General features: G+C 37.3%; 25 protein-coding genes. 1 reads left to right on the forward strand and 24 read right to left on the reverse strand.

Annotated features, from left to right (window positions below):
- Nucleotides 1-198: 198 nt before the first annotated feature.
- The gene (locus tag ACTQ54_RS10970) at nucleotides 199-1,848 is read right to left on the reverse strand and encodes a C40 family peptidase (RefSeq protein ID WP_441756838.1); all 1,650 of its coding nucleotides are present in this window, start codon (nucleotides 1,846-1,848) and stop codon (nucleotides 199-201) included.
- A gap of 376 nt (nucleotides 1,849-2,224) precedes the next feature.
- On the opposite strand from ACTQ54_RS10970, the gene tyrS reads away from it, so the two are divergent.
- Entirely contained in the window at nucleotides 2,225-3,490 is a 1,266-nt protein-coding gene (tyrS, locus tag ACTQ54_RS10975; protein ID WP_441756840.1) for a tyrosine--tRNA ligase, read from the forward strand.
- 55 nt (nucleotides 3,491-3,545) lie between these two features.
- Here tyrS and arcA read toward each other — a convergent pair whose 3' ends face one another.
- The 23 genes from arcA to ACTQ54_RS11090 form a co-directional block, all read right to left on the reverse strand.
- Nucleotides 3,546-4,778: an arginine deiminase gene (arcA, locus tag ACTQ54_RS10980; RefSeq protein ID WP_441756842.1), complete on the reverse strand. Its 1,233-nt coding sequence runs from the start codon at nucleotides 4,776-4,778 to the stop codon at nucleotides 3,546-3,548.
- A gap of 135 nt (nucleotides 4,779-4,913) precedes the next feature.
- Complete coding sequence (locus tag ACTQ54_RS10985) at nucleotides 4,914-5,837, reverse strand: ABC transporter ATP-binding protein (RefSeq protein ID WP_441756844.1); 924 nt, start codon at nucleotides 5,835-5,837, stop codon at nucleotides 4,914-4,916.
- Complete coding sequence (locus ACTQ54_RS10990) at nucleotides 5,830-6,891, reverse strand: ABC transporter ATP-binding protein (protein WP_441756846.1); 1,062 nt, start codon at nucleotides 6,889-6,891, stop codon at nucleotides 5,830-5,832. The genes ACTQ54_RS10985 and ACTQ54_RS10990 overlap by 8 nt, the downstream gene beginning before the upstream one ends.
- 10 nt (nucleotides 6,892-6,901) lie before the next feature.
- Complete coding sequence (locus ACTQ54_RS10995) at nucleotides 6,902-7,828, reverse strand: ABC transporter permease (protein ID WP_441756848.1); 927 nt, start codon at nucleotides 7,826-7,828, stop codon at nucleotides 6,902-6,904.
- Nucleotides 7,828-8,760, reverse strand: a complete 933-nt coding sequence (locus tag ACTQ54_RS11000; protein ID WP_441756849.1) for an ABC transporter permease — start codon at nucleotides 8,758-8,760, stop codon at nucleotides 7,828-7,830. Before ACTQ54_RS11000 ends, ACTQ54_RS10995 begins: the two co-directional genes overlap by 1 nt.
- 107 nt (nucleotides 8,761-8,867) lie before the next feature.
- Nucleotides 8,868-10,487, reverse strand: a complete 1,620-nt coding sequence (locus ACTQ54_RS11005) for a peptide ABC transporter substrate-binding protein (RefSeq protein ID WP_441756851.1) — start codon at nucleotides 10,485-10,487, stop codon at nucleotides 8,868-8,870.
- A 186-nt stretch (nucleotides 10,488-10,673) separates the two neighbouring features.
- On the reverse strand, nucleotides 10,674-10,862 hold the full coding sequence (locus tag ACTQ54_RS11010) for a hypothetical protein (RefSeq protein WP_441756853.1): 189 nt from the start codon (nucleotides 10,860-10,862) through the stop codon (nucleotides 10,674-10,676).
- A 3-nt stretch (nucleotides 10,863-10,865) separates the two neighbouring features.
- On the reverse strand, nucleotides 10,866-11,564 hold the full coding sequence (locus tag ACTQ54_RS11015) for an NAD(P)H-dependent oxidoreductase (RefSeq protein ID WP_441756855.1): 699 nt from the start codon (nucleotides 11,562-11,564) through the stop codon (nucleotides 10,866-10,868).
- Between the two features lie 96 nt (nucleotides 11,565-11,660).
- Nucleotides 11,661-12,788 carry a hypothetical protein gene (locus ACTQ54_RS11020; protein WP_441756857.1) on the reverse strand — a complete coding sequence of 376 codons (1,128 nt, stop codon included), beginning with the start codon at nucleotides 12,786-12,788 and terminating at the stop codon, nucleotides 11,661-11,663.
- 106 nt (nucleotides 12,789-12,894) lie between these two features.
- Nucleotides 12,895-14,307, reverse strand: coding sequence for an ATP-binding protein (locus tag ACTQ54_RS11025; RefSeq protein WP_441756859.1), 1,413 nt, complete (start codon nucleotides 14,305-14,307; stop codon nucleotides 12,895-12,897).
- A complete protein-coding gene (locus ACTQ54_RS11030) occupies nucleotides 14,307-15,020 on the reverse strand; it encodes a response regulator transcription factor (RefSeq protein WP_441756861.1) in 714 nt (237 codons plus the stop codon). Before ACTQ54_RS11030 ends, ACTQ54_RS11025 begins: the two co-directional genes overlap by 1 nt.
- A gap of 222 nt (nucleotides 15,021-15,242) precedes the next feature.
- Nucleotides 15,243-15,638 carry a single-stranded DNA-binding protein gene (locus ACTQ54_RS11035; protein ID WP_441756863.1) on the reverse strand — a complete coding sequence of 132 codons (396 nt, stop codon included), beginning with the start codon at nucleotides 15,636-15,638 and terminating at the stop codon, nucleotides 15,243-15,245.
- Nucleotides 15,639-15,726: 88 nt separating this feature from the next.
- A complete protein-coding gene (gene whiA / locus ACTQ54_RS11040; protein WP_441756865.1) occupies nucleotides 15,727-16,650 on the reverse strand; it encodes a DNA-binding protein WhiA in 924 nt (307 codons plus the stop codon).
- An 11-nt stretch (nucleotides 16,651-16,661) separates the two neighbouring features.
- On the reverse strand, nucleotides 16,662-17,696 hold the full coding sequence (locus tag ACTQ54_RS11045; protein WP_441756867.1) for a gluconeogenesis factor YvcK family protein: 1,035 nt from the start codon (nucleotides 17,694-17,696) through the stop codon (nucleotides 16,662-16,664).
- Nucleotides 17,693-18,580, reverse strand: a complete 888-nt coding sequence (gene rapZ, locus ACTQ54_RS11050; RefSeq protein ID WP_441756869.1) for an RNase adapter RapZ — start codon at nucleotides 18,578-18,580, stop codon at nucleotides 17,693-17,695. Before rapZ ends, ACTQ54_RS11045 begins: the two co-directional genes overlap by 4 nt.
- A gap of 213 nt (nucleotides 18,581-18,793) precedes the next feature.
- Complete coding sequence (locus tag ACTQ54_RS11055) at nucleotides 18,794-20,515, reverse strand: phospho-sugar mutase (RefSeq protein ID WP_441756871.1); 1,722 nt, start codon at nucleotides 20,513-20,515, stop codon at nucleotides 18,794-18,796.
- A gap of 156 nt (nucleotides 20,516-20,671) precedes the next feature.
- Complete coding sequence (trxB, locus tag ACTQ54_RS11060; RefSeq protein ID WP_441756873.1) at nucleotides 20,672-21,634, reverse strand: thioredoxin-disulfide reductase; 963 nt, start codon at nucleotides 21,632-21,634, stop codon at nucleotides 20,672-20,674.
- 61 nt (nucleotides 21,635-21,695) lie between these two features.
- Nucleotides 21,696-22,754: an NAD(P)H-dependent glycerol-3-phosphate dehydrogenase gene (locus ACTQ54_RS11065; protein ID WP_441756875.1), complete on the reverse strand. Its 1,059-nt coding sequence runs from the start codon at nucleotides 22,752-22,754 to the stop codon at nucleotides 21,696-21,698.
- Nucleotides 22,755-22,789: 35 nt separating this feature from the next.
- On the reverse strand, nucleotides 22,790-23,620 hold the full coding sequence (gene lgt, locus ACTQ54_RS11070; RefSeq protein WP_441756877.1) for a prolipoprotein diacylglyceryl transferase: 831 nt from the start codon (nucleotides 23,618-23,620) through the stop codon (nucleotides 22,790-22,792).
- A complete protein-coding gene (gene hprK, locus ACTQ54_RS11075; protein WP_441756879.1) occupies nucleotides 23,621-24,559 on the reverse strand; it encodes an HPr(Ser) kinase/phosphatase in 939 nt (312 codons plus the stop codon).
- 146 nt (nucleotides 24,560-24,705) lie between these two features.
- A complete protein-coding gene (locus tag ACTQ54_RS11080; protein WP_441756881.1) occupies nucleotides 24,706-25,032 on the reverse strand; it encodes a phage holin family protein in 327 nt (108 codons plus the stop codon).
- Between the two features lie 12 nt (nucleotides 25,033-25,044).
- Complete coding sequence (locus tag ACTQ54_RS11085) at nucleotides 25,045-25,374, reverse strand: PspC domain-containing protein (RefSeq protein ID WP_441756883.1); 330 nt, start codon at nucleotides 25,372-25,374, stop codon at nucleotides 25,045-25,047.
- A 12-nt stretch (nucleotides 25,375-25,386) separates the two neighbouring features.
- A complete protein-coding gene (locus ACTQ54_RS11090; RefSeq protein ID WP_441756885.1) occupies nucleotides 25,387-25,575 on the reverse strand; it encodes a PspC domain-containing protein in 189 nt (62 codons plus the stop codon).
- Between the last annotated feature and the right edge of the window lie 25 nt (nucleotides 25,576-25,600).

The following is a 25,600-nucleotide window of genomic DNA, read 5'->3' on the forward strand; positions in this document are numbered from 1 at the left end:
CTGATATCAAGAATTATATTGACTTCTACAACACTAAGCGAGTTACACTGAGTATGGGATTAAAGATACCGGCATAAAAAAATACCATGTATGATAAGACATCATACATGGTACAAATATTTTGTTTATTTACCTGTCTACTTGACAGGGGGCAGTTCAAATGGGTTACCTGATCTTTTCTCATTTGAAAATTATTTATTAATAAACTCTTAAAGCAAAGCTTGGAGTAAAGTAGTTAATGTGGTTATATTCTAATGGTGTTCCAGGTTGTGAAGCATGGATGAAGTTACCTCCACCGGTTGCGATTGCAACGTGCCATGTTCCACCAGGACTACCCCAGAAGTATAAGTCTCCTGCTTGAGCTTCAGCTACACTAATTCGAGTTCCTGAATACTCTTGAGCTCCTGTCCAGCCACCAATTTCCATACCGTAAGCTTCGCGGAATACATATTGAACGAATCCAGAACAGTCAAATCCTGCAGGAGTTTTACCGCCCCAAACATAAGGTGTACCTAAGTATTGAGAAGCAACTCCAACAACACCTGCGTATTTGCTACCGCCTAAAGCTGGTTCTTCATAAACAGGCTCTTCTTCTACTGGCTCCTCATAAACAGGTTCTTCGTAAACTGGCTCTTCTTCTACTGGTTCCTCGTAAACAGGTTCTTCGTAAACTGGCTCTTCTTCTACTGGTTCCTCATAAACAGGTTCTTCGTAAACTGGCTCTTCTTCTACTGGTTCCTCGTAAACAGGTTCTTCTTCTACTGGTTCTTCATAGACTGGTTCTTCCACTTCTGGAACTTCTACGATTTCTTCCACTGGCTCTTCTTCAACAACTGTTTCTTCTTCAATTGATTCTTCAACAGCTGGTTCTTCGTAAACTGGCTCCTCTACTACTGGAACTTCTACGATTTCTTCTACTGGTAATTCTTCAACAATTTCAATCACAGGTTGTTCTACAACTTCTTCAACCGGTGCTTCAACTTCAATAACTTCTACTGCAGTAGCTTCTTCTACATATGGGATTTCTTCAACTTCAGAAACTTCTTCTACATATGGGATTTCTTCAACTTCAGAAACTTCTTCTGCTGCTGTAGCAGCTGCGATAGCTAATTCTTCTTGTGCAAGTAAATCAGCTTCAGCTTGTGCTTGAGCTCTAGCTAAATCAAAGGCTTCTTTTTCAGCGATTAAAGCTAAACGATTTTCTTCAGCTAAAGTAATATCTGAAGTTAGTTGAGCAAAAACTGCTTCATGGTTTGCACTTTGTGCTTCTAAATCTGCTTTTAGTGCTTCAAGGGAAATCATTTTATTTAATTTTTCGTTTTTAGCTACTTCAGTATCTGCTTTTTTAGCTTCTACTGCTTCTTTATCAGCTTTTTGAACGTTAATTAATTCTTTATTATTAGAAACCATTTTACGTACAACATCAATACGACCAACAAAGTCGCTAACAGAATCTGCAGATGCAATAACGTTTAAGTAGTTAGATGAACCACCGTTTACTTGAACCGCACGAGCTTGATCTGCTAATAAAGTTTCACGTTTAGTAATAATAGCTTCTAAATCAGAAATTTCTTGTGCTAAAGCACTGATTAGTTGATCATCTTCATTGATGGCAGATAATAAAGTATTTGCTTCAACATGGATAGCATCTAATTCTGCATATGCCATTGCTAATTCTGCATATAATGCAGTTTGTTCAGCTGTTAATGATTCAATTGCGATTTCTGAGTCTGAGATTAAGTAATCATAATCTTGTGCTAAGGCAGACACTGGGGCAGCAACTGCACTTAAGACAGCTACTGATGCTAATAAAGTTTTGAATATTCTGCTTGTTAAAGTCTTCTTCATATTTTATTGTTCTCCCAAATCTTCTTTTATTTTTGTAGTTATATCTTGTCTAGTCATATAAAATTCATAAATTATTTACACTTTGCTCTAAAAATTGACCTGAATGAATATTAACATATTTAGTTTATTAATAGTTGGTTTTATTCATTTCGTATACTAGTTGTAACCAATTTGTAAAATAAGACTTTAGTTGTATTATATTAAAATGTGATTTGTCACAATCGTAATTGTGAATTTTTTGTGAATAATCTTTATTTTTTCGATGCTGATTTCCATACTGCTTAATATCCTTTATTTTTCAAGCTCTAATTGATTTAAGAGCTAAATTTCTATATAATCAATTTATCTTATACATTACAAGCTAGGAGTGACAAGGTTGTCAATAATTAATGATTTAGAATGGCGCGGTGCGATCTTTCAGCAAACTGACGCTGAAGGTTTAGAAACATTTGTAAACGAAAATGCGATTGGCTTGTATTGCGGTATTGATCCAACAGGCGATTCCATGCATATCGGGCACTTAATCCCTTTTATGTTTCTGAAGAGATTTCAACTGGCAGGACATCATCCAGTTGTCGTTATCGGAGGCGCAACAGGATCCATTGGGGACCCAAGTGGCCGTACAAGTGAGCGTTCATTACAATCCATGGATGTCATTAATGAAAATGCAGAAAAATTAACTCAACAAATGCAACGCCTATTTTTACAAGGTGAAGTAGACCAAGCTGGTTTTAGAATTGTAAATAACTATGATTGGTTAAGTAAAATTTCTCTTTTAGATTTTTTACGTGATTATGGAAAACATTTCAACGTTAATACCATGTTAGGAAAAGAAGTGATTGCCTCCCGTCTAGATAGCGGAATTTCTTTTACAGAATTCACTTATCAAATTTTGCAGTCCGTTGACTTTCATTATTTATATCGAAACATGGATGTCCAATTACAAATTGGTGGTGCAGACCAATGGGGAAATATTACCGCTGGTTTAGACTTTATCCGCCGTATGGAAGAACATGAAGTTAAAGCTTTTGGTTTAACCATTCCACTTATGTTGAAATCAGACGGTACAAAATTTGGTAAATCAGCTGACGGAGCGGTTTGGTTAGATCCAGAAAAAACAACGCCTTATGAATTTTACCAATTTTGGTTAAATCAAACCGATGAAGATGTGATTAAGTTTATTAAATACTTCACTTTCCTTTCACGCGAAGAAATTGAAGCTTTAGAAGTTGAAGTGAATGAGAGTCCACACTTACGCAAAGCTCAAAAAACACTCGCTGAAGAAGTGACTCGTTTTGTACACGGTCAAGAATCTTTGGATGAAGCCTTATTGATTACAGATGCATTATTTACTGGTGAAGTGAATCAACTTTCCGCCAAACAAATTGAAGAAGGCTTTAAAAATATGCCTCAGTTTACAGCACCTAAAGAATCGGCTGCTTTAGCCATTTGGTTAGTTGATATTGGCTTGATTTCATCTAGAAGACAAGCAAGAGAATTTGTTAGCAATGGCGCTATATCCTTAAATGGGGAAAAAGTGACGGATGTTGACTTTGAAGTCAGTCCTGAATTAGCGATTGGCGACAAATACTTGATCGTTCGTCGCGGTAAGAAAAATTATTACTTAGTAACCTTCGAATAAATAACTAAAGAGCTAAGATAGCAGTCTAAACACTCCTATCTTAGCTCTTATTTTTTTACAACATTTCACGGTATAAAGGCATCGACATACAGCGTGGGCCACCACGACCGCGGACCAGTTCGCTGCCACGAATTTTATGTAGTCTAATCCCTGCTTCTTCCAACAATTGATTGGTAATAGCATTGCGTTCATAAACAATTAATTCACCTGGAGCGATGGCTAACGAGTTTGCTCCATCATTCCATTGCTCTCTTGCTGCTACAATTGGGTCTCCGCCTCCACAGCGAATCAGTTGAACTTTTGGAATATTCAAGGCTTCTTCTAAAATGTGATCAAGTGACTCTCTTCGCTCATTAAAACGTACTCCATCGCCATTTTTTTCAATAGAAAAAACTTTTAAATAAGCTTCAATCTCTGGATGAATTAAAAATTTGTCATGATCAATCATTGTAAATACTGTATCTAAGTGCATAAATTTACGGTTGCTACCAATCATGAAAGCTAAAACTTGTTGATATGATGTATCTTTAAAGACATTATGCGCAATTTTTTCAATTGACCGTGCATCAGTCCTTTGCGAAATCCCAATTCCTAAAACATCATTGGATAATACTAAAATATCGCCACCTTCAATATATGTGGACTCATCTCTAAAATAGTAGACAGGTAGTTCTTGATGGCTGTAATTGGGATGATGTAGAAATATATATTTACCATAAATAGTTTCTCGATTTCGCGTTTCAGAATACATATAATTCAAGGCTACGCCATTACCAATCGTTGCAAAAGGATCGCGTGTAAAATACAAGCTTGGCATCGGATCAATAAGTAATGGATATTCTTTATCAATGGATTCCATTAATGTGCTACCTTCAGGAACTTGAATCTCTGACTTAGCAAAACCAGCCATCGTTTTCAAAACCATTTCATAGTTATCTTCCATTCCCATTAAATAATCCTTCACCGCATCATAATGACTCCCTGGTTCTAAACCTGATTCACTGAGCCATTCACTAATAAAATCTTCTTTCGCATTTCCAGCTTCAAGAGCTTCTGCCACTAATCGTTCAAGGTACAATACCTCGACTCCTTGCTCTTTTAATATTTGAGCAAAAGCATCATGTTCTTGTTGAGCAGCTGCTAAATAAGGAATATCATCAAATAAAAGTCTTTCTAAGTTGATAGGTATAAGATTTTCCAACTCTTTACCCGGTCGATGAAGAACCACCTTTTTTAACCGGCCGATTTCTGAAAAAACTTGTATCGGTGTGTGCTTTAATTCAGACATTGTAACTTCCTTTCTATAACAATATAGCTTTATCTTAACAGTTAACAGACAATTCTTACAGAAAAACGAGTGCTTAGTCTATAAAAAAAACAGTTAAACCTTATCTCAAAGTTTAACTGTTTTAAAAGGAGATATTTATTTAGATGTTTCTTGTAGCCATTGTTGGTATTGGGCGGTTGATGCATAAACAAAGTGGCCGTTCGACACCTCAAAGGTCTTCGCATCCTCTGTGTTCGCTTGCGAATGATAGTGAATTCTTTTCCTCTTACTTTCACTGATTGGATCCGGTTTAGGGATCGCAGACAGCAAAGAACGGGTATAAGGATGAATCGGACGACTATAAATATCTTCTGAATTACCTAGTTCAACAATCTTGCCATTATTCATAACGGCAATCCGGTCTGAAATATATTTTACCATCGATAAATCATGCGCAATAAATAAATACGTTAAATTTTGCTCTCTTTGAAGTTGTTTCAACAAATTAACGACTTGGGCTTGAATCGATACGTCCAAGGCTGAAATAGGTTCATCGGCAATAATAAATTTTGGTTCAAGCGATAAGGCTCTTGCAATCCCTATTCTTTGCCGCTGGCCACCTGAAAACTCATGAGCATAGCGGTTGGCATGTTCTCGATTCAGTCCCACTTGTTCGAGTAATTGACTAATGCGTTGGCGGCGCTCGCTTTTATCAGTATACATGTTATGAATATCGAAACCTTCTCCAATAATTTCACTAACTGTCATCCGTGGATTTAAAGAAGCATAAGGGTCTTGAAAAATCATTTGCATATTTTTCGCTAAAGCTTTCCGTGCTTGTTTATCCTGACCTTGGGAAATTAGCTGACCATCATAGCGAATTTCACCTTCCGTCACATCATAAAGTCCGATAATCGAGCGACCTGTTGTAGATTTACCACTACCGGATTCACCTACAAGTCCTAAAACTTCTCCTTCATAAACATCAAAGGAAATTCCATCTACTGCTTTAATCGGAGCAGAGGCTTTACCAAAATATTGTTTGAGTCCAGAAACTTCTAATAATTTTTTCTTACTCATTGGTATCAGCTCCTTCATATGCTAGATAGCGCTCAATCCGCTTTTGAATGACTTCTGGAACAGGAATTTTGGGTGCATTCGGATGTAATAACCAAGTTTTAGCATAGTGGTTATCGTTGACCTTATACATGGGTGGTTCTTTTTCATAATCAATTGCTAAAGCATAACGATTTCTTGCGGCAAATGCATCCCCTTTTGGCGGATTTATTAAGTTAGGTGGCGCGCCTGGTATAGTGTACAGTTCTTCCTTGTTCGAACTATCCATATCCGGCATTGAACCTAATAAACCCCATGTATAGGGATGTTTAGGATTATAAAATATCTCATTGACGGAACCATACTCAACAATTTGCCCAGCATACATAACAGCCACCTTATCAGCAACGTTGGCTACGACCCCTAAGTCGTGGGTAATAAAAATAATGGAGTTATTATTTTTAGCTTGAATAGCTTTCATCAACTCTAATATTTGGGCTTGAATGGTAACGTCTAAGGCGGTCGTCGGTTCATCGGCAATTAATAGTTTGGGTTCTGCTGCTAAAGCAATCGCAATCACGACTCTTTGCCGCATCCCACCTGAAAATTCGTGGGGATATTGCTGGAATCTTTTTTCCGGATTAGGAATGCCTACTTCTCTTAATAAGTCAATCGCCCTTTGCTTAGCAGCCTCATGTGAAATGGCTTTATTGTGGATTTTTATGGCTTCCACAATTTGATGACCAATCCTGATGGTAGGGTTCAAAGCTGTCATCGGATCTTGAAAAATCATGGCAATCTCATTACCTCTTATCGAAGCCATCTCATCATCCGTTAACTGCAGCAAATCTTGACCTTCAAATAATATTTCTCCAGCATCGTAGCGACCTGGTGGGACAGGGATTAATTGCATAATGGCATTACTGGTTACACTTTTACCTGAACCAGATTCGCCAACAATGGCTAATGTTTCACCTTTTGCTAAAGTAAAATCAACCCCACGAACTGCCTGAACGACTCCAGCAAAGGTTTTAAATGAAATTTGTAAGTTCTTAACTTCTAAAATTGTTTCGCTCATTTCGTCACCTCTACCTGCGTAATTTAGGATCAAGGGCATCGCGTAGGCCATCCCCAACCGCATTAAAAGCAAAAATCGTAATTGAAATTAAAATAGCCGGGAAAATTAACCGCCAAGGCGCCGTAATAATGGCTTCATTTCCTTCAGAAGCCATTGTCCCCCAACTGGCCATCGGAGGTGTAACCCCTAAACCAATATACGACAAGAACGATTCAGTAAATATCGCTGAAGGAATCGTGAGTGTCATTGTCACAATGATTGAGCCCATTGCATTTGGAATGAGATGGCGCCAAATTAAATGCCAATTGCTCGCACCCAAAGTTCTAGCCGCTAATACATACTCTTGATTTTTGATTGTTAAAACTTCTCCACGAACAATCCGTGCCATCCTTACCCATCCGGTAATCGATAGGGCAACAATCATTGGTAAGAGACCTTGTTGCATAACGACTAATAGCATGATAACCACTAATAAATATGGAATAGCGGTTAAGACATCAGCGATACGCATCATCACATTATCAACCTTACCGCCAACCATTCCGGCAATACTTCCCCATAAAACACCGATAACCAAATCAATAACAGCTGCGGAGAGTCCGATTAATAAAGAGATTCTAGCTCCGACCCAGCTCCGAACAAAAACATCACGACCTAAATTGTCGGTACCAAACCAAAAATCACGATTAGGAGCGACATTATAAAAACCAGTTTGTTCACTAAAAGAATATCGTGAAATCATCGGTACAAAAAGCGCCATTAAAATAACGATGATTAAAACAATTAAACCAAAAACGGCTAAACGATTACGTATAAATGTATTAATAACTTGCGACCAAAAAGATATTGTTTTTTGACCTAAAATATCTGTATCTTCATCACGACCACCAACAATTTCAAAATCTTGAGCTGTAAAAGATTCATGTTGTGCTTCCATTATGAATCAGCTCCTTCCAATTGAATGCGGGGGTCTATTAAAACATAGAGAATATCTACAATTAAAACAGCAAATAGCAATAAAATAGAATAAAAAACTGTCGTTCCCATAATAACTGTATAGTCTCGGTTACCGATACTTAAAACAAAGTGACGACCTAATCCAGGAATGGCAAAAATATTTTCAACTACGAAACTTCCTGTTACGATTCCTGCTGTTAAAGGTCCTAAATAGGTCACAACGGGCAATAACGCATTTCGGAGTGAGTGTTTAAATACAACACCCCATTTACGTAGACCTTTAGCTTTTGCTAGTTTTACATATTCGGATGTGTTTTGTTCCAAGAGACTTGACCGAGTCATCTTAGCAATATTCCCCATATAGCCTAAACCGAGTGCAATGGAAGGCAAGATCGTATGCATATAACTCTTCCAACCAGAAATAGGGAATAAACCTAATTTTAAGCCTAAAAAGTATTGCAATAAGCCTGCTAAAATAAACGATGGGATAGAAATCCCTAAAACAGCAATGATGGTAGAAATATAATCGCCCGCTTTATTATGATACATGGCAGAAATAACTCCCAATAAGACACCTAGACCAATCGCAATTAACAGGGATTGTCCACCTAAAGCTAGTGAAACCGGAAAACTTTCCGCAATCATATCATTGGTCGAACGACCACGATATTTCATTGATTCTCCAAAATCAAAACGAAAGACATTGACTAAATAATTCCAATATTGTACATACCAAGGATCATCCAAACCATATTTTCGATTTAATTGTTCCAAAATGGCTGGCGTCATTGTTTGTTGCTCACCAGCAAATGGGTTACCTGGTGCAAGTCGCATGAGGAAAAAAGTTGCTGTTATAATGACAATCAGGGCAATTAGAATATATGCGGTACGCTTTAAAACATATTTCCACATATTAGCCTCCTTTTATTAACGTGATATTTAACGTTTCTTCTCAATAAGGAAAAAACTACCCACGCTGGGTAGTTTTTGTCCTCATTCATTTCTATATGTGTATAAAACTATTCAGCGGATAGTGAAACATTTTTTAAGTCAATATTTCCAAGGGCATCCGGAGACATATTTTGAACATTTGGATTAAGAACATAGTTATTAGCGTAGAAGTAAATTGGAATAACTGGCATTTCACCCATGATTAAGGCTTCTGCTTCTTTCAAGATACCAATTCTTGCATCTGCATCTGTTTCAGCACGTGCTCCATCAATCAATGCTTGATATTCATCGTTACCCCAACCTGTATCGTTATTACCATCATCGGCTGTACGATACATATCTAAGAATGATGACGCATCATTGTAGTCAGCAATCCAACCTAAACGCGCTACTTGGTAATCCAATGCAGACACTTTATCTAAGTAAACTTGCCACTCTGTATTATCGATTGTTGCATTAATACCTAAGTTTTGTGCCCAACCTTCTTGGATAAATTGTGCAATTGTAGCATGTGCCTCACTGGTGTTGATTGAGATATTGATAGTCAACTCACTTGGATCAGATAAGCCTAATTCTTCTAATCCAGCAGCTAAAAACTCTTTCGCTCCTTCAAAGTCAGCATCTCCAAAGAAACCTGGATCCTCTTCAAAGCCTTCAACGGTTGGCGGTACTAAACTCATAGCCGGTAATTGACCACCTTTAGTAATATTATCTACTAAGTTTTGACGATCAATCGCTAAAGCTAAAGCATGACGGATATTGGCATTTTGCATCACTTCGTCTGTTACATTCACTTTATACCAGTAAATAGCTGCATAAGGTGCTGTATTTAATTCTCCATTGGCACGGTATAAGTCAATCGCATCTAGAGAAACAGTACTATATGGTGCTCCTAAATAGTCTAAATTACCTGCTTGATACTCAGCATTGGCTGTAGATTCTTGCTCAATAATTTGAACATTAACAACATCTAAAGCAACATTTTCATTATCCCAATACGCTTCATTATCAACTAACACATAATCACTATTGTGGTTCCATTCGGATAATAGAAACGCTCCGTTTGTAACATAATTGTCACCTGCACCAGAAGCCCAATCAGCATCAGCTTCTACTGTTGCTTGGTGAACAGGCATAAAGGTGTAGAAAGAAGTCAAGTCCATGAAATAAGCAGTAGGGTTCGCTAATGTTACTTCTAATGTACGCTCATCAACTGCTTTTACACCAACGCTATCTGCATCACCTTCACCAGAATTATAAGCTTCTGCACCTTCGATCACAAACATGATTGATGCATATTGTGAAGCTGTCTCAGGATTTAAAACACGTTTCCAAGCAAATTCAAAATCATTAGCTGTTACTGGATCACCATTTGACCATGTAGCACCTTCACGCAGTGTAAAAGTATAAACAAGTCCATCTTCACTAACTTCCCATGACTCAGCTACCCCGGGTTGAATCGTTGCTTCAGCATCAATGTGGGTTAAGCCTTCAAAAACGTTTTTGATAATCGCACCTGAAGTTGAATCCGTTGCTAAAGCCGGATCAATTGTCGGTGGTTCTGAACCTATGGCTAAATTTAAAACTTGCTCATCTTGAGCAGAAACGGTCGTCAAAACGGAACCAACAGTTGAGAATGATAATAATGCGGCACTTAAAGCAATTGTCTGTTTAAGAAATTTTTTCATGGATTCCCTCCTAATATTTATGACTACTTAAACAACGAAACATTACCCATCCGAAAATGAAACTTGGGTAAATAGAATATAATCATTCTTTCATCTTTTGTCAATACTTTAATTAAATTTTAATATCATGTTTTTGAAATAAAAAACAGTTTGTAAGTATTTTACTTACAAACTGTTCAAAAAGGACTAGTCATTCCAGCTATCTGGACTCCAAGCCGACCCATCTATTAATGCATGTTGAGCTTCCAACCGTAATTTTTGCTGAGGATATAATTCCTTAACAGCAATTGTTATTAAGGCTTTCGTTGGATAGTCTTTAGCTTTTTCAACCCAAGTATCTAAAAATTTTTTTGACCAAGCATTTTCTAAACTCACCTTTCACCACTCCTCCGTTATACTATATAATTCATCTACTTCATCTGCTTGTTGGACTAATTCTTGAATAAATATCTCAAATATCATTTGATCTTCATTCGAAAAATCTAAATGAGAACTATCTAATTTTTCTAACTTTTGAATGAGATAAGACTGCCATGTTCTAAAACTATCCACTTTTCCTGTATCTAAATAACAGCTGTAGCGGATCATTAAATCCATTTTCTGCTGCTCAGATAAGTAATTAAATTGATGGATGGTTAAAGGTTGCAAATAGACCATATCAAAATGCTTAGCAAACAGTTCATACGGCGATAATAAGTCTGAAATGGTACGCCCTTCTTTGCCACCTACTTGGTAGGCTGAAGCTTTTACTCCAGCAATTAATACGATACCGAGTTGTTTTTGTTTCAATTGCCTTAGAAAGCTTGAATCATTATAAGCATTTTCGAATACTTGATCCATCCATAATTTCATGATGGCAGGAGCTTGATACCAATGTAATTGAAATTGAAAAATAATTCGATCATAGGCGACAAGACGCTTTCTTTCACTTTCAACATCAAATATTTGTTGTTTAGAAAATTCTTCACTTAAATCCACATAGTTCGTTTGGGTTAAAGATTGTCCTGAACTCAATAAAAACTGATGGCTACTTGATTCACTTACATTAGGATGCGCCATATACACAATTGTTCTCATAATAAACTCCTTTTTCAAATCATTCACGCAGTCTTATTATACTAAAAAAGCGATTGATAAGTTCCTAAATGGGACTATCAATCGCAATTTATGACATTATTCTCCTGAACTTTCAGGTAAGGTTGGTTCTGTTGGTAGTTCTATGGTTTCATCAGGGTAACTTTCAACTGGTGGTTCTGACCATGAAGATTCTGGTTCTGACCATGAGTACTCAGGTTCTGACCATGAATATTCCGGTTGAGACCAAGAATACTCAGGTTGAGACCAAGAATATTCCGGTTCACTATACACAGGTGGGATAACTTCTTCAACAATTGAAGATTCTTCCTCTACTGACTCACTTTCCTCTTCTTCACTTGCAAACTTAAAGTTTTCTTGATTATCTTGAAGTGCTGTCGTCAATAGCTCTGAAGGTTCCAGTGCTACCAACACCAAATCGTAATAGTTAGGAATTTCAGCCATTAACACTGAAATTTCCTCAATAAAACGTTTAACATAAGTTGAGACATCCTTGTCTAACTTCAAACGATAAGATTCTTCTTCAACTTTTTCTAGTAAGCGTTCAAACTTACGCATCGTTTGCCCGATAACACCAATTTGCCCATCTTCGATTTTAATATTTTTAACTTCTTTCAAGGCTTCAGCAGCAGCATCATAGTCTTTTATACGCTTATTGGTATAGTCCAACAAAGTATTGACCGCAACTTCAAAAGCATCTAAGTTATCTTGGGCTGAAACAATTTTTATTTGGAAAAATAAAGAATTTGCTTGCTGCGATTGAGCATCTTCATTAAAGTAATATTTCGCTATGATATCCTCCACTTTAGTGAGTGTCAGATTTTCTTTTAGCGGTAGATTTTCAGTTACTTGGTCGCCATCAATGGCTTTTTCAGTCCCATCAAATAAATCATTCACCGCATTTTGTGCTTCAAATTTATTTTTAATTGATGCAATTTCTGCTAAAAATTCTTCTGAGCCTCCAGATAAAAATTCATTTTCAACGGCTTCGATTTCTTCAATCGTTATATCAGTGCGCAGAAAATCTCTTTTATCTTCATCAACATAAAATCTATCCCAATTTGGTTCTGCCACTTGAACTGAACTTTCAGTTATTGTAGGTTGTTGTGCAACGGTTCGTGATTCAAGAAAAGTATAAAATCTAAGTACAAGAACAAGAATCACTACTAATGCAGCCAAAACTAATCCTTTTACTGTTTTACTCATTAAATGTACTCCTTTGGCTATTTTAACTAGTGTTCATTGTAACACGTAACAATCGTAGTTTGAAGCTTTGGAAGAAAACTTAATCTAGTTAAGAAATTTTTATTGTTTATTCTGCCTTATTTAAGGGAAGAGTCACTTTAAATGTAGATCCTTTGTCAACTTCACTTTCAACCGTTATGGAACCCCCATGAGCTTCAACTAAGGATTGAACAACTGCTAAGCCGATGCCTGATTCACCAAATTTAGTGTTCTTTCTAGATACATCCACTTTATAAAATCTTTCCCAAATACTTTCTAACTGGTCTTGGTCAATCCCAATCCCATTGTCAATTACTTCAATTTGGCTAGTTTGTTCCAACTGTTTTCCACGTATCACAACTTTTCCATTGTCAGTAAACTGGATCGCATTGGTCACTAAATTGATTAGTATTTGGACAATTCGGTCATAATCTGCCCAGATGACTAAATTATCTGGCACATCAACTTCGATAGTGTTTCCTTTTTCTGCCGCTTTGGCTTGCAACTGTTGTTGAATTTGTAAAATTAATTTTTTACCATCAATTGTCTGTTGTTTTAATACAATCTCATTACTACGGATCTTTTCGTAATCCAGATTCTCATTAACCAGGCGTGTCAAGCGTTGTGTTTCTTTACTAATCAATTCTAAGCTTCTTTGTTTTTGATTTTCTGGTATCATATCATAAATTAAGCCTTCTAAAAGGCCACTCATGGTTGTCAGCGGTGTACGCATTTCGTGGGCTGCATCCATCATAAATTGTCGTCTTAGATTTTCTTGTCGTTTGATTTCTTTTTGTGACCTACCTAAGGAAACAGCCATTTCCTGGAAGTCTCGTGCTAGAGCTCCTAATTCATCATGCCCTCTAACATCAATTTGGATATCATAATTTCCTTGGGCAATTTGTCTTGTCGCTCTCTGTAATCGTTTGATCTTGCGCGTTTGGAATACGGCCGAAATAACCCCTAATAAAATACCAAAAACACTCGCAATCCCCATCGCAATAAATATATTGTTTTGCATTGATTGAACCTGTTCATTTAACTGTTCCAAAGGTGCTCCCAGACTCACAAAGCCCGCAGGGAATTCTCCCCCTGTATAAGTAATCGGTATGAACACTGTCGCCATTTCAACCACTTCACCTGTATCAACATAGCGTTGGGTACTACTTAAACCTAGAGTCGATCCATTGCGGATTAACTCTAGGTTTTCTTCAGACAAATTCGAATTATAACGCTGATCATAGGTTGGGTATATGATGCGGCCATCTGATAAATAAACTTGTATTTCAATATTTTCACTGGCCAAAAGCAAGGACGCTCTTTCTAAATCATCGCGTGTAAAATTATTCGAAACAATATTTTGTCCATAGTTAATTAATTGCGTTTGTCTTGATAAGAATATTTGGTTTTGCATATAGGAAGACAAACGGTAAGCACTAATTCCTAAGGCTATCAATAAGACTAACAGAATACCTAATATCTGTTGCCATAAGACTTTCATTAGTTGTCACCTGGTTCTTCGTACTTATAGCCGACTCCCCATACTGTTTGAATTAGTTGTGGCCCAACTTGTTCAATTTTTTGGCGTAATTTTTTAATATGCGCATCAACTGTCCTCTCATCTCCATAAAATGGATCTTCCCAAATACTTTTTAGCAGTTGTTCACGGCTAAAGACTCTTCTTGGGTTTTTAGCAAACATAACTAGCAAATCAAATTCTTTTGGTGTTAAATTTTCAATTGGTTTATCTAAATAAACGGCTTCACGTGTCACCGTATTGATTTTAACAGAATCGGCTACGACATTATAATCACCTTCCGACACATTCTCAGTTGCTTCCGGTGTTACATGTGCACGACGATGCAAGGCCTTCATTCGAGCTAGTAGTGTTAATGGACTAAAAGGTTTGGTCACATAATCATCCGCACCCATTTCAAGACCGATGACTTGATCACTTTCTGAGTCTTGCGCCGTTAACATAATGATAGGAGTTTCTTTTGATATTTTACGCATTTCACGGCAAATATGCATCCCATCCATGGATGGTAAGTTTAAATCTAAAATAACAATATCCCAGGCATTGGGTTCTTTTTTATAGGCTTCAAATCCTTCAGCACCATCATGATAGAAACTAGCTGTAAAATATTCTTTTTCAAAAAACATCGACATCATTTCACAAACTGATTCGTTATCTTCGATCATTAATATATTCATAATTGTCTCCTTTATTCCATCGTTTAACTCATTTACACTATTATACATCATTTTAAGTAAAAATATTGAATGATTGAAGTTTTCTTATACGCAAATAAATGCAAAAACTCACAATAACAAAATGATTGTCACTGTGAGTAAGTTATGCCAGTTTTTAGAAGGTGATATTTATTCATAAGGTGGTATTTATTTAGATGAATTTAACCGACATAACTTTTTTAACTAATTAATGGGTGATTCGTTGACTTGAGTCGCTTGTACATTTTGCATCTGTTCTTGTCGTTCATTCGAATCACTATTGGGTCGTTTTTCTAGCAGCGTAATATCATTGACGAGGCATTCGATCACATAGACATCTTTGCCTTCTTTGTTTGTATACTTACGACTTTGCATGCGACCATAAATACCTACACGATGTCCTTTTTGACAATAACGATTTAACAACTGGCCTTGACGACCCCAAGCGATAATGGGAATAAAATCCGTTAAAATTTCACCGTTATTATTTCCATGGACACGACTCACCGCGATAACATTATTAACAACCAAACCTGTTGTACCTACTTCCTTCAATACTACTGGGCGGGTTAAACGACCAATCAACATGACATGATTCATCTCATTCACTCCTTTATTTTTGTATCTATACATAAATACGTAAAAAAGAGCGATTTCCATTATTTTAGTTAATTATCTTATAAAATGATTATAATTTCTCTGCAATTTCGATTAGTTTTCGAAGTCGATGGTTAACACCGGATTTTGAAATAGGTCCACCAGGTATTTGTTCCCCTAATTCTTTAAGGCTTAAATCTGGATTTTCTAAGCGAAATTCAGCCATTACTTTTAACTTTTCAGGTAAGCTTGAAATCCCTTGGTGTGCATCAATGGTTTTAATCGCTTCTAACTGCCTTTGTGAGGCATCAATTACTTTGTTTAAATTGGCATTTTCACAGTTGACCAAGCGGTTGACTGAATTGCGCATATCCCTCACAATGCGGACATCTTCAAATTTTAACAAAGCACGATTTGCACCGATGATCCCTAAAAAGTCCGAAATTTTTTCAGCTTCTTTAATATAAGTAATATAGCCGTTACGGCGATGGATGGTTTTTGCATTCAAATTAAAATCATTCATCATTTGGCAAATATTATTGTTATGACTTTCATAACTTGAATAAATTTCCAAATGGTAGCTGCTTGTTTCCGGGTTGTTAACTGAGCCAGCTGCTAAAAAAGCTCCTCTTAAGTAGGACCGCTTTTTTTGTTCGTTTTTCATAATATCGTCGCTGACTTCCATACTCAACATGCTACCTTCCATGATATTTAAATCTTGTAGCATTTCATAAACATTCTGGCGTGAGCGAACGATATAAACATTATTTTTCTTTAACTTCATTTTTCTGCGAACAATTAATTCACCATTTATTTGAAAATGGTCTTTCATCAAACTGTAAATGCGACGAGCAATCGCAGCATTTTCACTTTGCACATTAAGAATCATCTTTTGTTGATAAATATTTAATGCCCCGTTCATTTTGATGAGCGCAGTCAATTCTGCTTTCGCATGTTCTTTATGTACTTCTAACAGCGTACATTCTTTTTTTACCTCCGAGGCAAAGGTTGCCATCATTACCTCTCCTATGCTTCTTTAATATTATTGTATTTTGTAATTTGGTTTAATTTAGCTGTATCTAACAGATGAGCTAATTCCGCCACAACGTTTTCCGTGTGGTGGTAAGCTCCACCGTCTTTCATGCTTAAAAAGTTGTTTGAGATTACTCGACAACCTTCTTTACGCAAACCATCAAAATCATGTTTTACCTGTAATAAATACTCTTCATTCTTTTGATTAACAATATAATCATTTGGAACTTCCGCTGTATTAACTAAAACCGTATCAATAAACGGCCGTCCTAAATGTTGATGTAATACCTCGACGTGGTCTGCATCTGTGAAATTCTCCGTCTCGCCTAGCTGCGTCATGATGTTACAAATATAAACGACTTCGGCTTGGGTTTGATTGACTGCATCTCTAATATCCCGAATCATTAGATTCGGCAAAATACTCGTATATAAACTACCAGGACCAATGACAACCATATCCGCATCCATAATCGCTTCCACTACTTTTGGCGATGCCTCAAGTGCATCGTCACCTTGCAAGGTTGTGACAGTTACCTCTTGGATCTTTTTACGATGTTTCGCAATTTTTGACTCTCCAATAGCTAAGGTGCCATCTTCAAATAAGGCATTTAACACAAGCGGTTCGAGTGCTGCTGGTAATATTTGCCCTTTAACTTGCATGATTTCAGATAAATATTCAAGTGCTTGGCTTAAGTCACCACTTAGTTGATTTAAGGCAACAATCAATAAATTACCAATTGCATGCCCACTTAAAAAATCATCATCGGTGTCAAAGCGATACTGGAATAGTTCGATTAATTTTGAATCCAATTCTGATAGGGCTGAAATACAGTTTCTTATATCTCCGGGTGGGACAACATTAATATAATCCCGAATGACTCCGCTGCTACCGCCATCATCTGCAACCGTTACAACGGCTGAAATATAAGCATTAAGTTTTTTAAGACCTTTTAAGATGACTGGTAGCCCCGTCCCGCCACCAATCACAGCTACTTTATAGCGATATTTATTTTGAATGTTTTCTTTCATGAGCGGTTTACTGTCTCTTTCTTTTTATACTGATCTCGGTGAGAAATATTCACGATGTAACGGTCATCTTTTAATCGTTTGCCAATTCTTTCTGCTAATGCAATTGAGCGATGTTTTCCTCCGGTACAGCCAATCGCGATTGTAACCGAAGACTTGCCTTCTTTTTTGTAGTGCGGTAAGCAAAACTCGATTAAGTCCATGAATTTTTCATAGAAAGCTTGTGTTTCTGCTTGTTGCATTACATAGTCATAGACGGCTTGGTCTAGTCCTGTTTGTTCTTTTAGTTCTGGAATATAATGTGGGTTTGGCAAGAAACGTACATCCATCATCACATCTGCATCAATCGGTGCTCCGAATTTAAATCCAAACGATACGACTTCGATATGGAATGTCATATGATCAGAAGAAGCAAATTTCTCAGTAATCATCTCGCGTAATTGGCGCGGAGAAATCTCACTGGTGTCAACGACTATTTGCGCTTGATTACGCAAACCTCTTAACAATTCGCGTTCTTTTTGGATGCCTTCAAGGATGCGTCCTTCCGTAGCTAAAGGATGACTTCGACGGGTTTCTTTATAACGTGAGACTAAGGCACTGTCATTCGCTTCTAAAAATAAAACACGTGTCGTAATAAATTGGGTATTATCCATTGTATCAATGATATTTTGTAATTCTTGGAAGAAATCTCGTGAGCGTAAATCGATAACTAAAGCAATTTTAGTGATTTTACCTGTTTCTTTAATCAGTTGCCAAAAGGTGGGTAACAAGCTTGGAGGCATATTATCGACACAGTAATAACCTAAATCTTCAAAACTCTGAACAGCAACTGTTTTCCCAGCCCCGCTCATCCCCGTAATGATGACTAATTCTAATGTATCTGCCATAACACACTCACTCCTTTATTTATTTACTTATTTACAGTTGATGATAGTATAGCACATTTCAATAAATATCGCTTTGTTCTCTTGTTAGAATCGGCTTTAAATCAGCTGAAACATTAATTTTTATTAATAAACTTTACAATTTTATTTAAATATAACTCAAAGAAAAAGAATCTGTTGCAAGTGAATGCGAACAGATTCTTCATAAATATTTGACTAGCGGCTAATCTTAATCACTTCTTCTTCTACAGCTTGAGCTTTATCTTGAGCTTCTGCTTGAGTCGGTGCGACTACACCCAGATAGAGCTTAATTTTTGGTTCGGTTCCACTTGGTCTAAAGGCTACCCAGCTGCCATCTTCCATAGTAAATTTCAATGCATCTGATGGTGGCATATTAGTTGGTATTTCTTTTCCATCTGCAAAAGTTACAATAGCGGTTAAATAATCTGCTTTTTTAGCTACTTTAATCCCTGCGATGGCTTCTAAGTTTTCAGAACGCACTCTTTCCATAATGGTTTTCATTTCTTCTTTACCTGAAATGCCTGGGAAATCAACTGAAATGGTCTTTTCAATGAAATATCCATGCTCTTGGTAAATAGCATTCAGTACATCCGCCAGCGTCCGTCCATTTTTCTTATGGTAAGCTGTTAATTCGGCTAATAAGACTAAGGCTTGGATCGCATCTTTATCACGAACAAATGGTTTAATTAAATAACCATAGCTTTCTTCAAAGCCCATAATAAAGGTATGTGAGCCTGTTTCTTCATATTGTTGAATTTTTTCAGCAATAAATTTGAAGCCAGTTAATACTTCAACCATTTGTAAGCCAAAACTTTCAATAATAGCATCCGCTAGGTTCGTTGAAACGAGTGATTTAACGGCTACACCATTGTCTGGTAACTCACCTTTATCTTTTTTAGCATTTAAAATGTAGTCTAGCATAATTGAAGCAATTTGATTCCCAGTTAATAACTGATAGTCACCTGTTGATGTTAATACTTTAGCACCAAGGCGGTCTGCGTCTGGATCAGTCGCTAATAAAATATCTGCGTTAACGGTACGTCCCATCGCCTCCGCTAAATCAAAGGCTGCATCCGATTCAGGGTTAGGTGAAGCAACGGTTGGAAAATCACCATCTGGTTTTGATTGTTCTTCGACAATATGTATATTGTTAAAGCCAATTTGCTCCAATGATTTTAAGCCTAAGTAAAGACCTGTCCCGTGAAGTGGTGAGAAGACAATATTCACTTTATCAGACATTTCTTTAATTAAATCTTGATTAATCGTTACAGCTTTAATTTCCTCTAAGTAGGCTTGATCGACACGGTCACCGATGATTTCGATCATACCTGATCCTAAAAGTTCTGTTTTATCTCCTACTGCGACCGTCAATGGATCTTCAACTGCAGTAACAAATTTGGTTAAATTATCTGCATCTTCCGGTGGCATTTGCCCACCATCTTCACCATAAACTTTGTAGCCATTATAAGCTGCTGGATTATGGCTGGCTGTAATCATAATACCTGCAAAAGCATTTAAGTAGCGAACCGCAAATGACAGCACAGGTGTTGGTCGTAAACTTTCGTAAACATAGGATTTAATCCCATGTTGACCTAATACTAATGCGGCTTCCATTGCAAATTCAGGTGAAAAATGACGTGAATCATAGGCAATGGCTACCCCACGCTTTTTCGCACTGTCTCCGTTCATTTCAATCAGTTGAGCTAAGCCTTCTGTCGCTTGACGAACAGTATAAATATTCATTCGGTTCGTTCCAGGTCCAAGAATACCGCGCATTCCTGCTGTTCCAAAGCTTAAATTACCCCAAAAAGCATCTTTTAATCGTTCTTCATCCGTAATACTTTCTAATTCTTCTTTAAGCGATACATCAAGAGCTTCAAATGAGCGCCAATGTTCTAGATTTTTTTGCCATTCCATTTCCTTAACCACCTTCCTTATACGCTTTCATTATATCATTAATCATTATCATTGAACAAAATTTTCTAAAATATATTTTAATAAAAACAAAAAACACCGACAGCCTTACTTTTAAAAACAAGGTGCTGTCGGTTTGCAGTGATATTTATTTAAGGGTTAACCTGCATGAATGGCTTGTGCTTTTAAAGATTCGATGTATTGATAAGCCATATGACCTGCATGGCTACCGTCACCGACTGCAGTGGCAATTTGACGGAGGAATTTCTGCCGGACATCGCCGACGGCATATAAACCAGGAATGCTGGTTTCCATAGCGTCATTTGTAATGATCCAGCCTTCATCGTCTGTAATACCTAAGTCTTTAACGATGTCTGAATTAGGAATCAGGCCAACGTAAATAAATACGCCGTTGGTACTATAATCGTATACTTCATTCGTTTTTAGATTTCTGATTTGGACGGCTTCTACGCCAGCTTCACCTTTGATTTCTTCTACGACACTGTCCCAAATAAATTCTACTTTTGGATTGTTGAAGGCACGGTCTTGCAAGACTTTTTGTGCTCTCAATTCGTCACGGCGGTGTACAATCGTCACTTTATCCGCGAATTGTGTCAGGTATGCCCCTTCTTCAACAGCCGAGTCTCCACCACCGACAACAACGAGTTCACGGTTGCGGAAGAAGAATCCATCACAAACCGCACAGTAAGAAACACCTTGACCACTTAATTTTTCTTCACCTGCGACACCTAATTTTCTGTGGTGTGAGCCTGTCGCAACAATGACAACGGGTGCTGTATATAGTTTATCAGATGTATGCACATATTTCACGCCATCGTGAACTTCAATATGCGTCACATCTCCATAAACATGCTCAGCACCAAAGCCGAGTGAACTTTCATACATATGTGTCGCTAAATCTGGACCACTGATTAGTTTGAAACCAGGATAGTTTTCGACATCGGCTGTATTAACCAGTTCTCCACCTGGAACACCTTTTTCAATCATTATGGTTTTTAAATTTGCACGCGATGCATATAAAGCGGCTGTCATCCCTCCAGGACCTGCACCAATGACAATCACATCTGTTTCAATTTGCTCTTTATTTATTGTTTCTGTCAATTTAATAGTCTCCTTATTCAAATGCTCATTAGTATATTATACTAGAAAGATGGGTGAATTACTAGTCTCTGGATTGCTTCGAGTGATGGTCGCTTAAGTGTTGCTCTAAAGAAGCTTCCTGCTTACCAACGCGACTCATCAAGGCATTTAAACTGCTATCAATATCCGCTTTTTCATATAATAAACGATATAACGATTCTGTAATGGGCATTTCTACCTGCAGTTTTTGGGCCAAATGATGGGCCGCCTTAGTTGTCGTGAATCCTTCAACGACCATCCTAATTTTTTCATTCACTTCTTCGAGCGAAAAACCTTGTGCCAATAGTTTACCTGCTTGCCAGTTTCGTGAATGAGGGCTTGTACAAGTAACGATTAGATCGCCCACACCACTTAGTCCACTAAAGGTTAAGGGATCTGCTCCAAGAGCAATACCTAAACGTGATATTTCAGCTAAGCCTCGTGTAATCAAACCAGCTTTCGCATTATCGCCATAACCAAGTTCAGCTATTAAACCTGCGACAATCGCAATAATATTTTTTAGAGCTGCCCCTAATTCCACACCAATCACATCATCATTAGTATAGACACGAAAATAATCATTCATAAAAGCAGCTTGCACCGTTTCACTGGCAGCTAAATCATAGCTCGCTGCTGTAATCGTCGTAATGTCGCGACGCGCAACTTCTTCTGCGTGGCTCGGTCCTGATAATACAACGAGACTTTGATATAGCACTTCAGGTATTTCAGATTCTATAATTTCACTGACACGTAAGTTCGTTTCTAATTCTAGACCTTTGGTCGCGTGGGTAATAATCGGTTGTTGCTCTGGATGTTTTTCTAAATATTTAAACAGCGAATGACTCACTTCACGCATAGCAACGGTTGGTATAACGAGTAAAATTAATTTTGCATTAACAACGGCTTCTTCTAAATCGGTTGTTGCCTTGATTGTTTCAGCTAATAATGTATGAGGTAGGTAGGAACTATTTGAATGCTTATGATTGATTTCTTCAATGGTTTCTTTCTTTCTCCCCCACAAAATAACTTCATGTCCATTTTCTCCCAAAACTTTTGCCAGGGCTGTTCCCCATGATCCCGTTCCTAAAACAGCTATTTTCACTGCGCTTCCTCCTTACATTGAGAACATACTGTTCGTTATTTTTGACGGTTGTCTGAATAATAGGGTAATGTTGGGTACTTTTTCCGACGGTAATAAATAAAAATTAAACCTCCGATAATTAAGACAGCAGATAACCATTGCGATACGCGTAATGGTCCTAAATACAAGCTATCGGTCCGCATCCCTTCAATCCATACCCTACCTAAGCCATACCAAATAATATAGCTCGCTGCAATTTCGCCTTCTTTGAAAAATGATTTCTTTTCACGGAAGACGAGTAAGATGATTAGTCCCAACAAATTCCAAACTGACTCATATAAAAATGTCGGATGGTAATAAGTTCCGGCTATTTGCATTTGATTAATAATCCAATCAGGTATCCATATCGATTCTAAAAAAGCACGACTCGTCGCATAGCCATAAGCTTCTTGGTTGATAAAATTTCCCCAGCGGCCAATAATTTGAGCGAGTAAAATTGCTGGAGCGGCGATATCTAAAACATCAAAAAAGTTTACTTTGTAGCGACGGCTTAAGATAAATATCGTGATGATGCCGGCAATAATACCACCATAAATAGCAATCCCACCTTGCCAAATTTGTAAAATTAAATGGGGGTTTGCTAAATAATAATCGAGCCTAAAAATAACATAGTATAGGCGCGCACCGATAAAACCAAAAATTATCGTCCAAAAAAGGATATCCGACATCGTCTCTTCTGAAATTTGTTTTCGTTTGGCTTCTTGTGCGGTCATAAAATAAGCTAGAACCATTCCTATCCCAATTAATAAACCATACCAACGCACAGGCCACCCCAATAGTCTAAAAGCAATAGGATCAATTTTTCCCAACAAAAGGCTATCCATCATCTACATATCCTCTTTTTGGTTCTTCTTAATTAAAGCGTCAAGTTTTTTGTTAAATGATTGCGCTGCATCATACCCCATCACTTGAGCTCGATAATTCATGGCTGCTGATTCAATAATAACCGCCAAGTTGCGCCCTGTTTTAACGGGAATTTTAATTTTAGGAACATTAACTTCAAAAATTTGAACGGTTTCTTTACGCGTTCCTAAACGATCATATTCATGGGTCCCATCATCTAAAATTAACTCAATAATTAATTCTAATTTTTTTGATAAACGGGTTGCGGCAACCCCATATAAACTCATCACATCAATAATACCCAAGCCACGGATTTCAAGAAAATGACGTAAAATCTCTGGCGCTTCCCCGATTAAGGTTAACTCATCCAGCATAAATAGCTCTACACGGTCATCTGCAATCAAACGGTGACCACGTTGGATTAATTCTAAAGCAGTTTCCGACTTACCAACACCACTGGCTCCGACTAATAAAACACCTAGGCCAAAAACCTCAACAAACACACCATGCTTAGATAAGCGTTCGGCTAATTTGCCTTCAAGATAATTGGTTACATTGGATAAAACACGACTTGTTTTCGACCGGGCTGTTAAAATAGGAATACCATATTCACGTGCTACCGGTATAAGTTCTTTAGGGACAGCTAATTGTCGAGCAATAACAATGGCTGGGGTGTCTTCATCACACATTACCTCAAAGATAGCAGTACGTTCAGCACTTGATTTTGAGTTAATGTAGGTAATCTCTGTCTTACCAATTAATTGAACACGATCATAACTATAAAATTCTTGGTAGCCTGTTAAAATTAAACCTGGGCGCGAAACTTCACTTGAAGAAATTTTTCTATCTTTAAATTCTTCTCCATAAGCAAACTCAATATCTAATGTTTGTACGAGTTCTTCCACAGTAACTGTATTCGTCATCTTCTTCCTCCAAAGCTAATTCATTGTACTTTGATGGTATCACAGATTAAGCTCACTGACTATTTAAAAAAGATTATATTCGAACAAAAAACGCAACCCTTTCTTAAAAAGCAGGAATTGCGTTAATAAATAGTTTGTTATATTACTTAGTAGTCTTTTCTTGACGCTAAAGCTGAGTTTAAAAAACCTAAGATGGCCGAGGCAAATAAGGCTACCCAGAAAGAGGAAATATTAAACCCAGACACCAAGCCACTAGTCATATATAAGGTTAGTCCACTTAATAAGAAATGGATTAAGCCTAAAGTCAGCCAATTAAGCGGCACTGTAATAAATTTTAATACAGGCTCAACAAGAAAACTTAAAATACCATACACAATCGCAGCCCCTAGAGCCGACCAAATACTATTAATGGTAATTCCAGGTATTACGGCTGCTAAGACTAAAAAGATAAAAGCATTTATGATAACAATCATCTAATTCCTCCCTTAAAAGTCACTCCAACTATCCTCATCATCTTGAGTATCGTCGGGCGTTACATCACGTCTTGTTTGGCTAGGTCTATCGAAAGTAGAAAAAGGATCTTTCGCTCTGCTTTCAGCATTTTTACGTGTTACATTACTCACTTGGTAATCATACGGAAGCACTAAACCTAGCACTAAATAAATTAAGAAACCACTGCCCCAAGTAAAGAATAGGACTAAAAAGATCACGCGGATAATAGTTGGATCAATATTAAAATATTCACCTAATCCACCACAGACACCCATTATTTGTTTATCAGTTGAAGATTTATATAATCTTTTACCATTTTTCATATAATTCCCTCCTTATCTACCTTCATTGCCACCAATAACCGCTGCGATCACTAAGTAAGCAATTGGCCCTAAACCTGCCATAAAAGCCAATAGAACAAAGATGACGCGCACGATTGTTGGGTCAATATTAAAATATTCAGCTAAACCTCCACAGACACCTAATACGACACGGTTATTTTGCGATAATCTTAATCGTTTCATCTTAACACTCCTTGTTTTCTCTATT

Source organism: Fundicoccus sp. Sow4_H7 (assembly GCF_052115865.1).
GTDB lineage: Bacteria > Bacillota > Bacilli > Lactobacillales > Aerococcaceae > Fundicoccus_A.

Coding starts and splice junctions, on each gene's coding strand:
- ACTQ54_RS11025 (WP_441756859.1), bottom strand. CDS start 14,307: ATGAAAGTCTTATGGCAACAGATATTAGGTATTCTGTTAGTCTTATTG.
- ACTQ54_RS11020 (WP_441756857.1), bottom strand. CDS start 12,788: ATGAGTAAAACAGTAAAAGGATTAGTTTTGGCTGCATTAGTAGTGATT.
- ACTQ54_RS11055 (WP_441756871.1), bottom strand. CDS start 20,515: ATGGAATGGCAAAAAAATCTAGAACATTGGCGCTCATTTGAAGCTCTT.
- arcA (WP_441756842.1), bottom strand. CDS start 4,778: ATGTCTGAATTAAAGCACACACCGATACAAGTTTTTTCAGAAATCGGC.
- ACTQ54_RS11000 (WP_441756849.1), bottom strand. CDS start 8,760: ATGTGGAAATATGTTTTAAAGCGTACCGCATATATTCTAATTGCCCTG.
- ACTQ54_RS11005 (WP_441756851.1), bottom strand. CDS start 10,487: ATGAAAAAATTTCTTAAACAGACAATTGCTTTAAGTGCCGCATTATTA.
- whiA (WP_441756865.1), bottom strand. CDS start 16,650: ATGGCAACCTTTGCCTCGGAGGTAAAAAAAGAATGTACGCTGTTAGAA.
- ACTQ54_RS11035 (WP_441756863.1), bottom strand. CDS start 15,638: ATGAATCATGTCATGTTGATTGGTCGTTTAACCCGCCCAGTAGTATTG.
- ACTQ54_RS10985 (WP_441756844.1), bottom strand. CDS start 5,837: ATGAGTAAGAAAAAATTATTAGAAGTTTCTGGACTCAAACAATATTTT.
- ACTQ54_RS11090 (WP_441756885.1), bottom strand. CDS start 25,575: ATGAAACGATTAAGATTATCGCAAAATAACCGTGTCGTATTAGGTGTC.
- hprK (WP_441756879.1), bottom strand. CDS start 24,559: ATGACGAATACAGTTACTGTGGAAGAACTCGTACAAACATTAGATATT.
- ACTQ54_RS11085 (WP_441756883.1), bottom strand. CDS start 25,374: ATGAAAAATGGTAAAAGATTATATAAATCTTCAACTGATAAACAAATA.
- ACTQ54_RS10970 (WP_441756838.1), bottom strand. CDS start 1,848: ATGAAGAAGACTTTAACAAGCAGAATATTCAAAACTTTATTAGCATCA.
- lgt (WP_441756877.1), bottom strand. CDS start 23,620: ATGATGGATAGCCTTTTGTTGGGAAAAATTGATCCTATTGCTTTTAGA.
- ACTQ54_RS11030 (WP_441756861.1), bottom strand. CDS start 15,020: ATGAATATATTAATGATCGAAGATAACGAATCAGTTTGTGAAATGATG.
- rapZ (WP_441756869.1), bottom strand. CDS start 18,580: ATGGCAGATACATTAGAATTAGTCATCATTACGGGGATGAGCGGGGCT.
- ACTQ54_RS10990 (WP_441756846.1), bottom strand. CDS start 6,891: ATGAGCGAAACAATTTTAGAAGTTAAGAACTTACAAATTTCATTTAAA.
- ACTQ54_RS11015 (WP_441756855.1), bottom strand. CDS start 11,564: ATGAGAACAATTGTGTATATGGCGCATCCTAATGTAAGTGAATCAAGT.
- ACTQ54_RS11080 (WP_441756881.1), bottom strand. CDS start 25,032: ATGATTGTTATCATAAATGCTTTTATCTTTTTAGTCTTAGCAGCCGTA.
- ACTQ54_RS10995 (WP_441756848.1), bottom strand. CDS start 7,828: ATGGAAGCACAACATGAATCTTTTACAGCTCAAGATTTTGAAATTGTT.
- ACTQ54_RS11045 (WP_441756867.1), bottom strand. CDS start 17,696: ATGAAAGAAAACATTCAAAATAAATATCGCTATAAAGTAGCTGTGATT.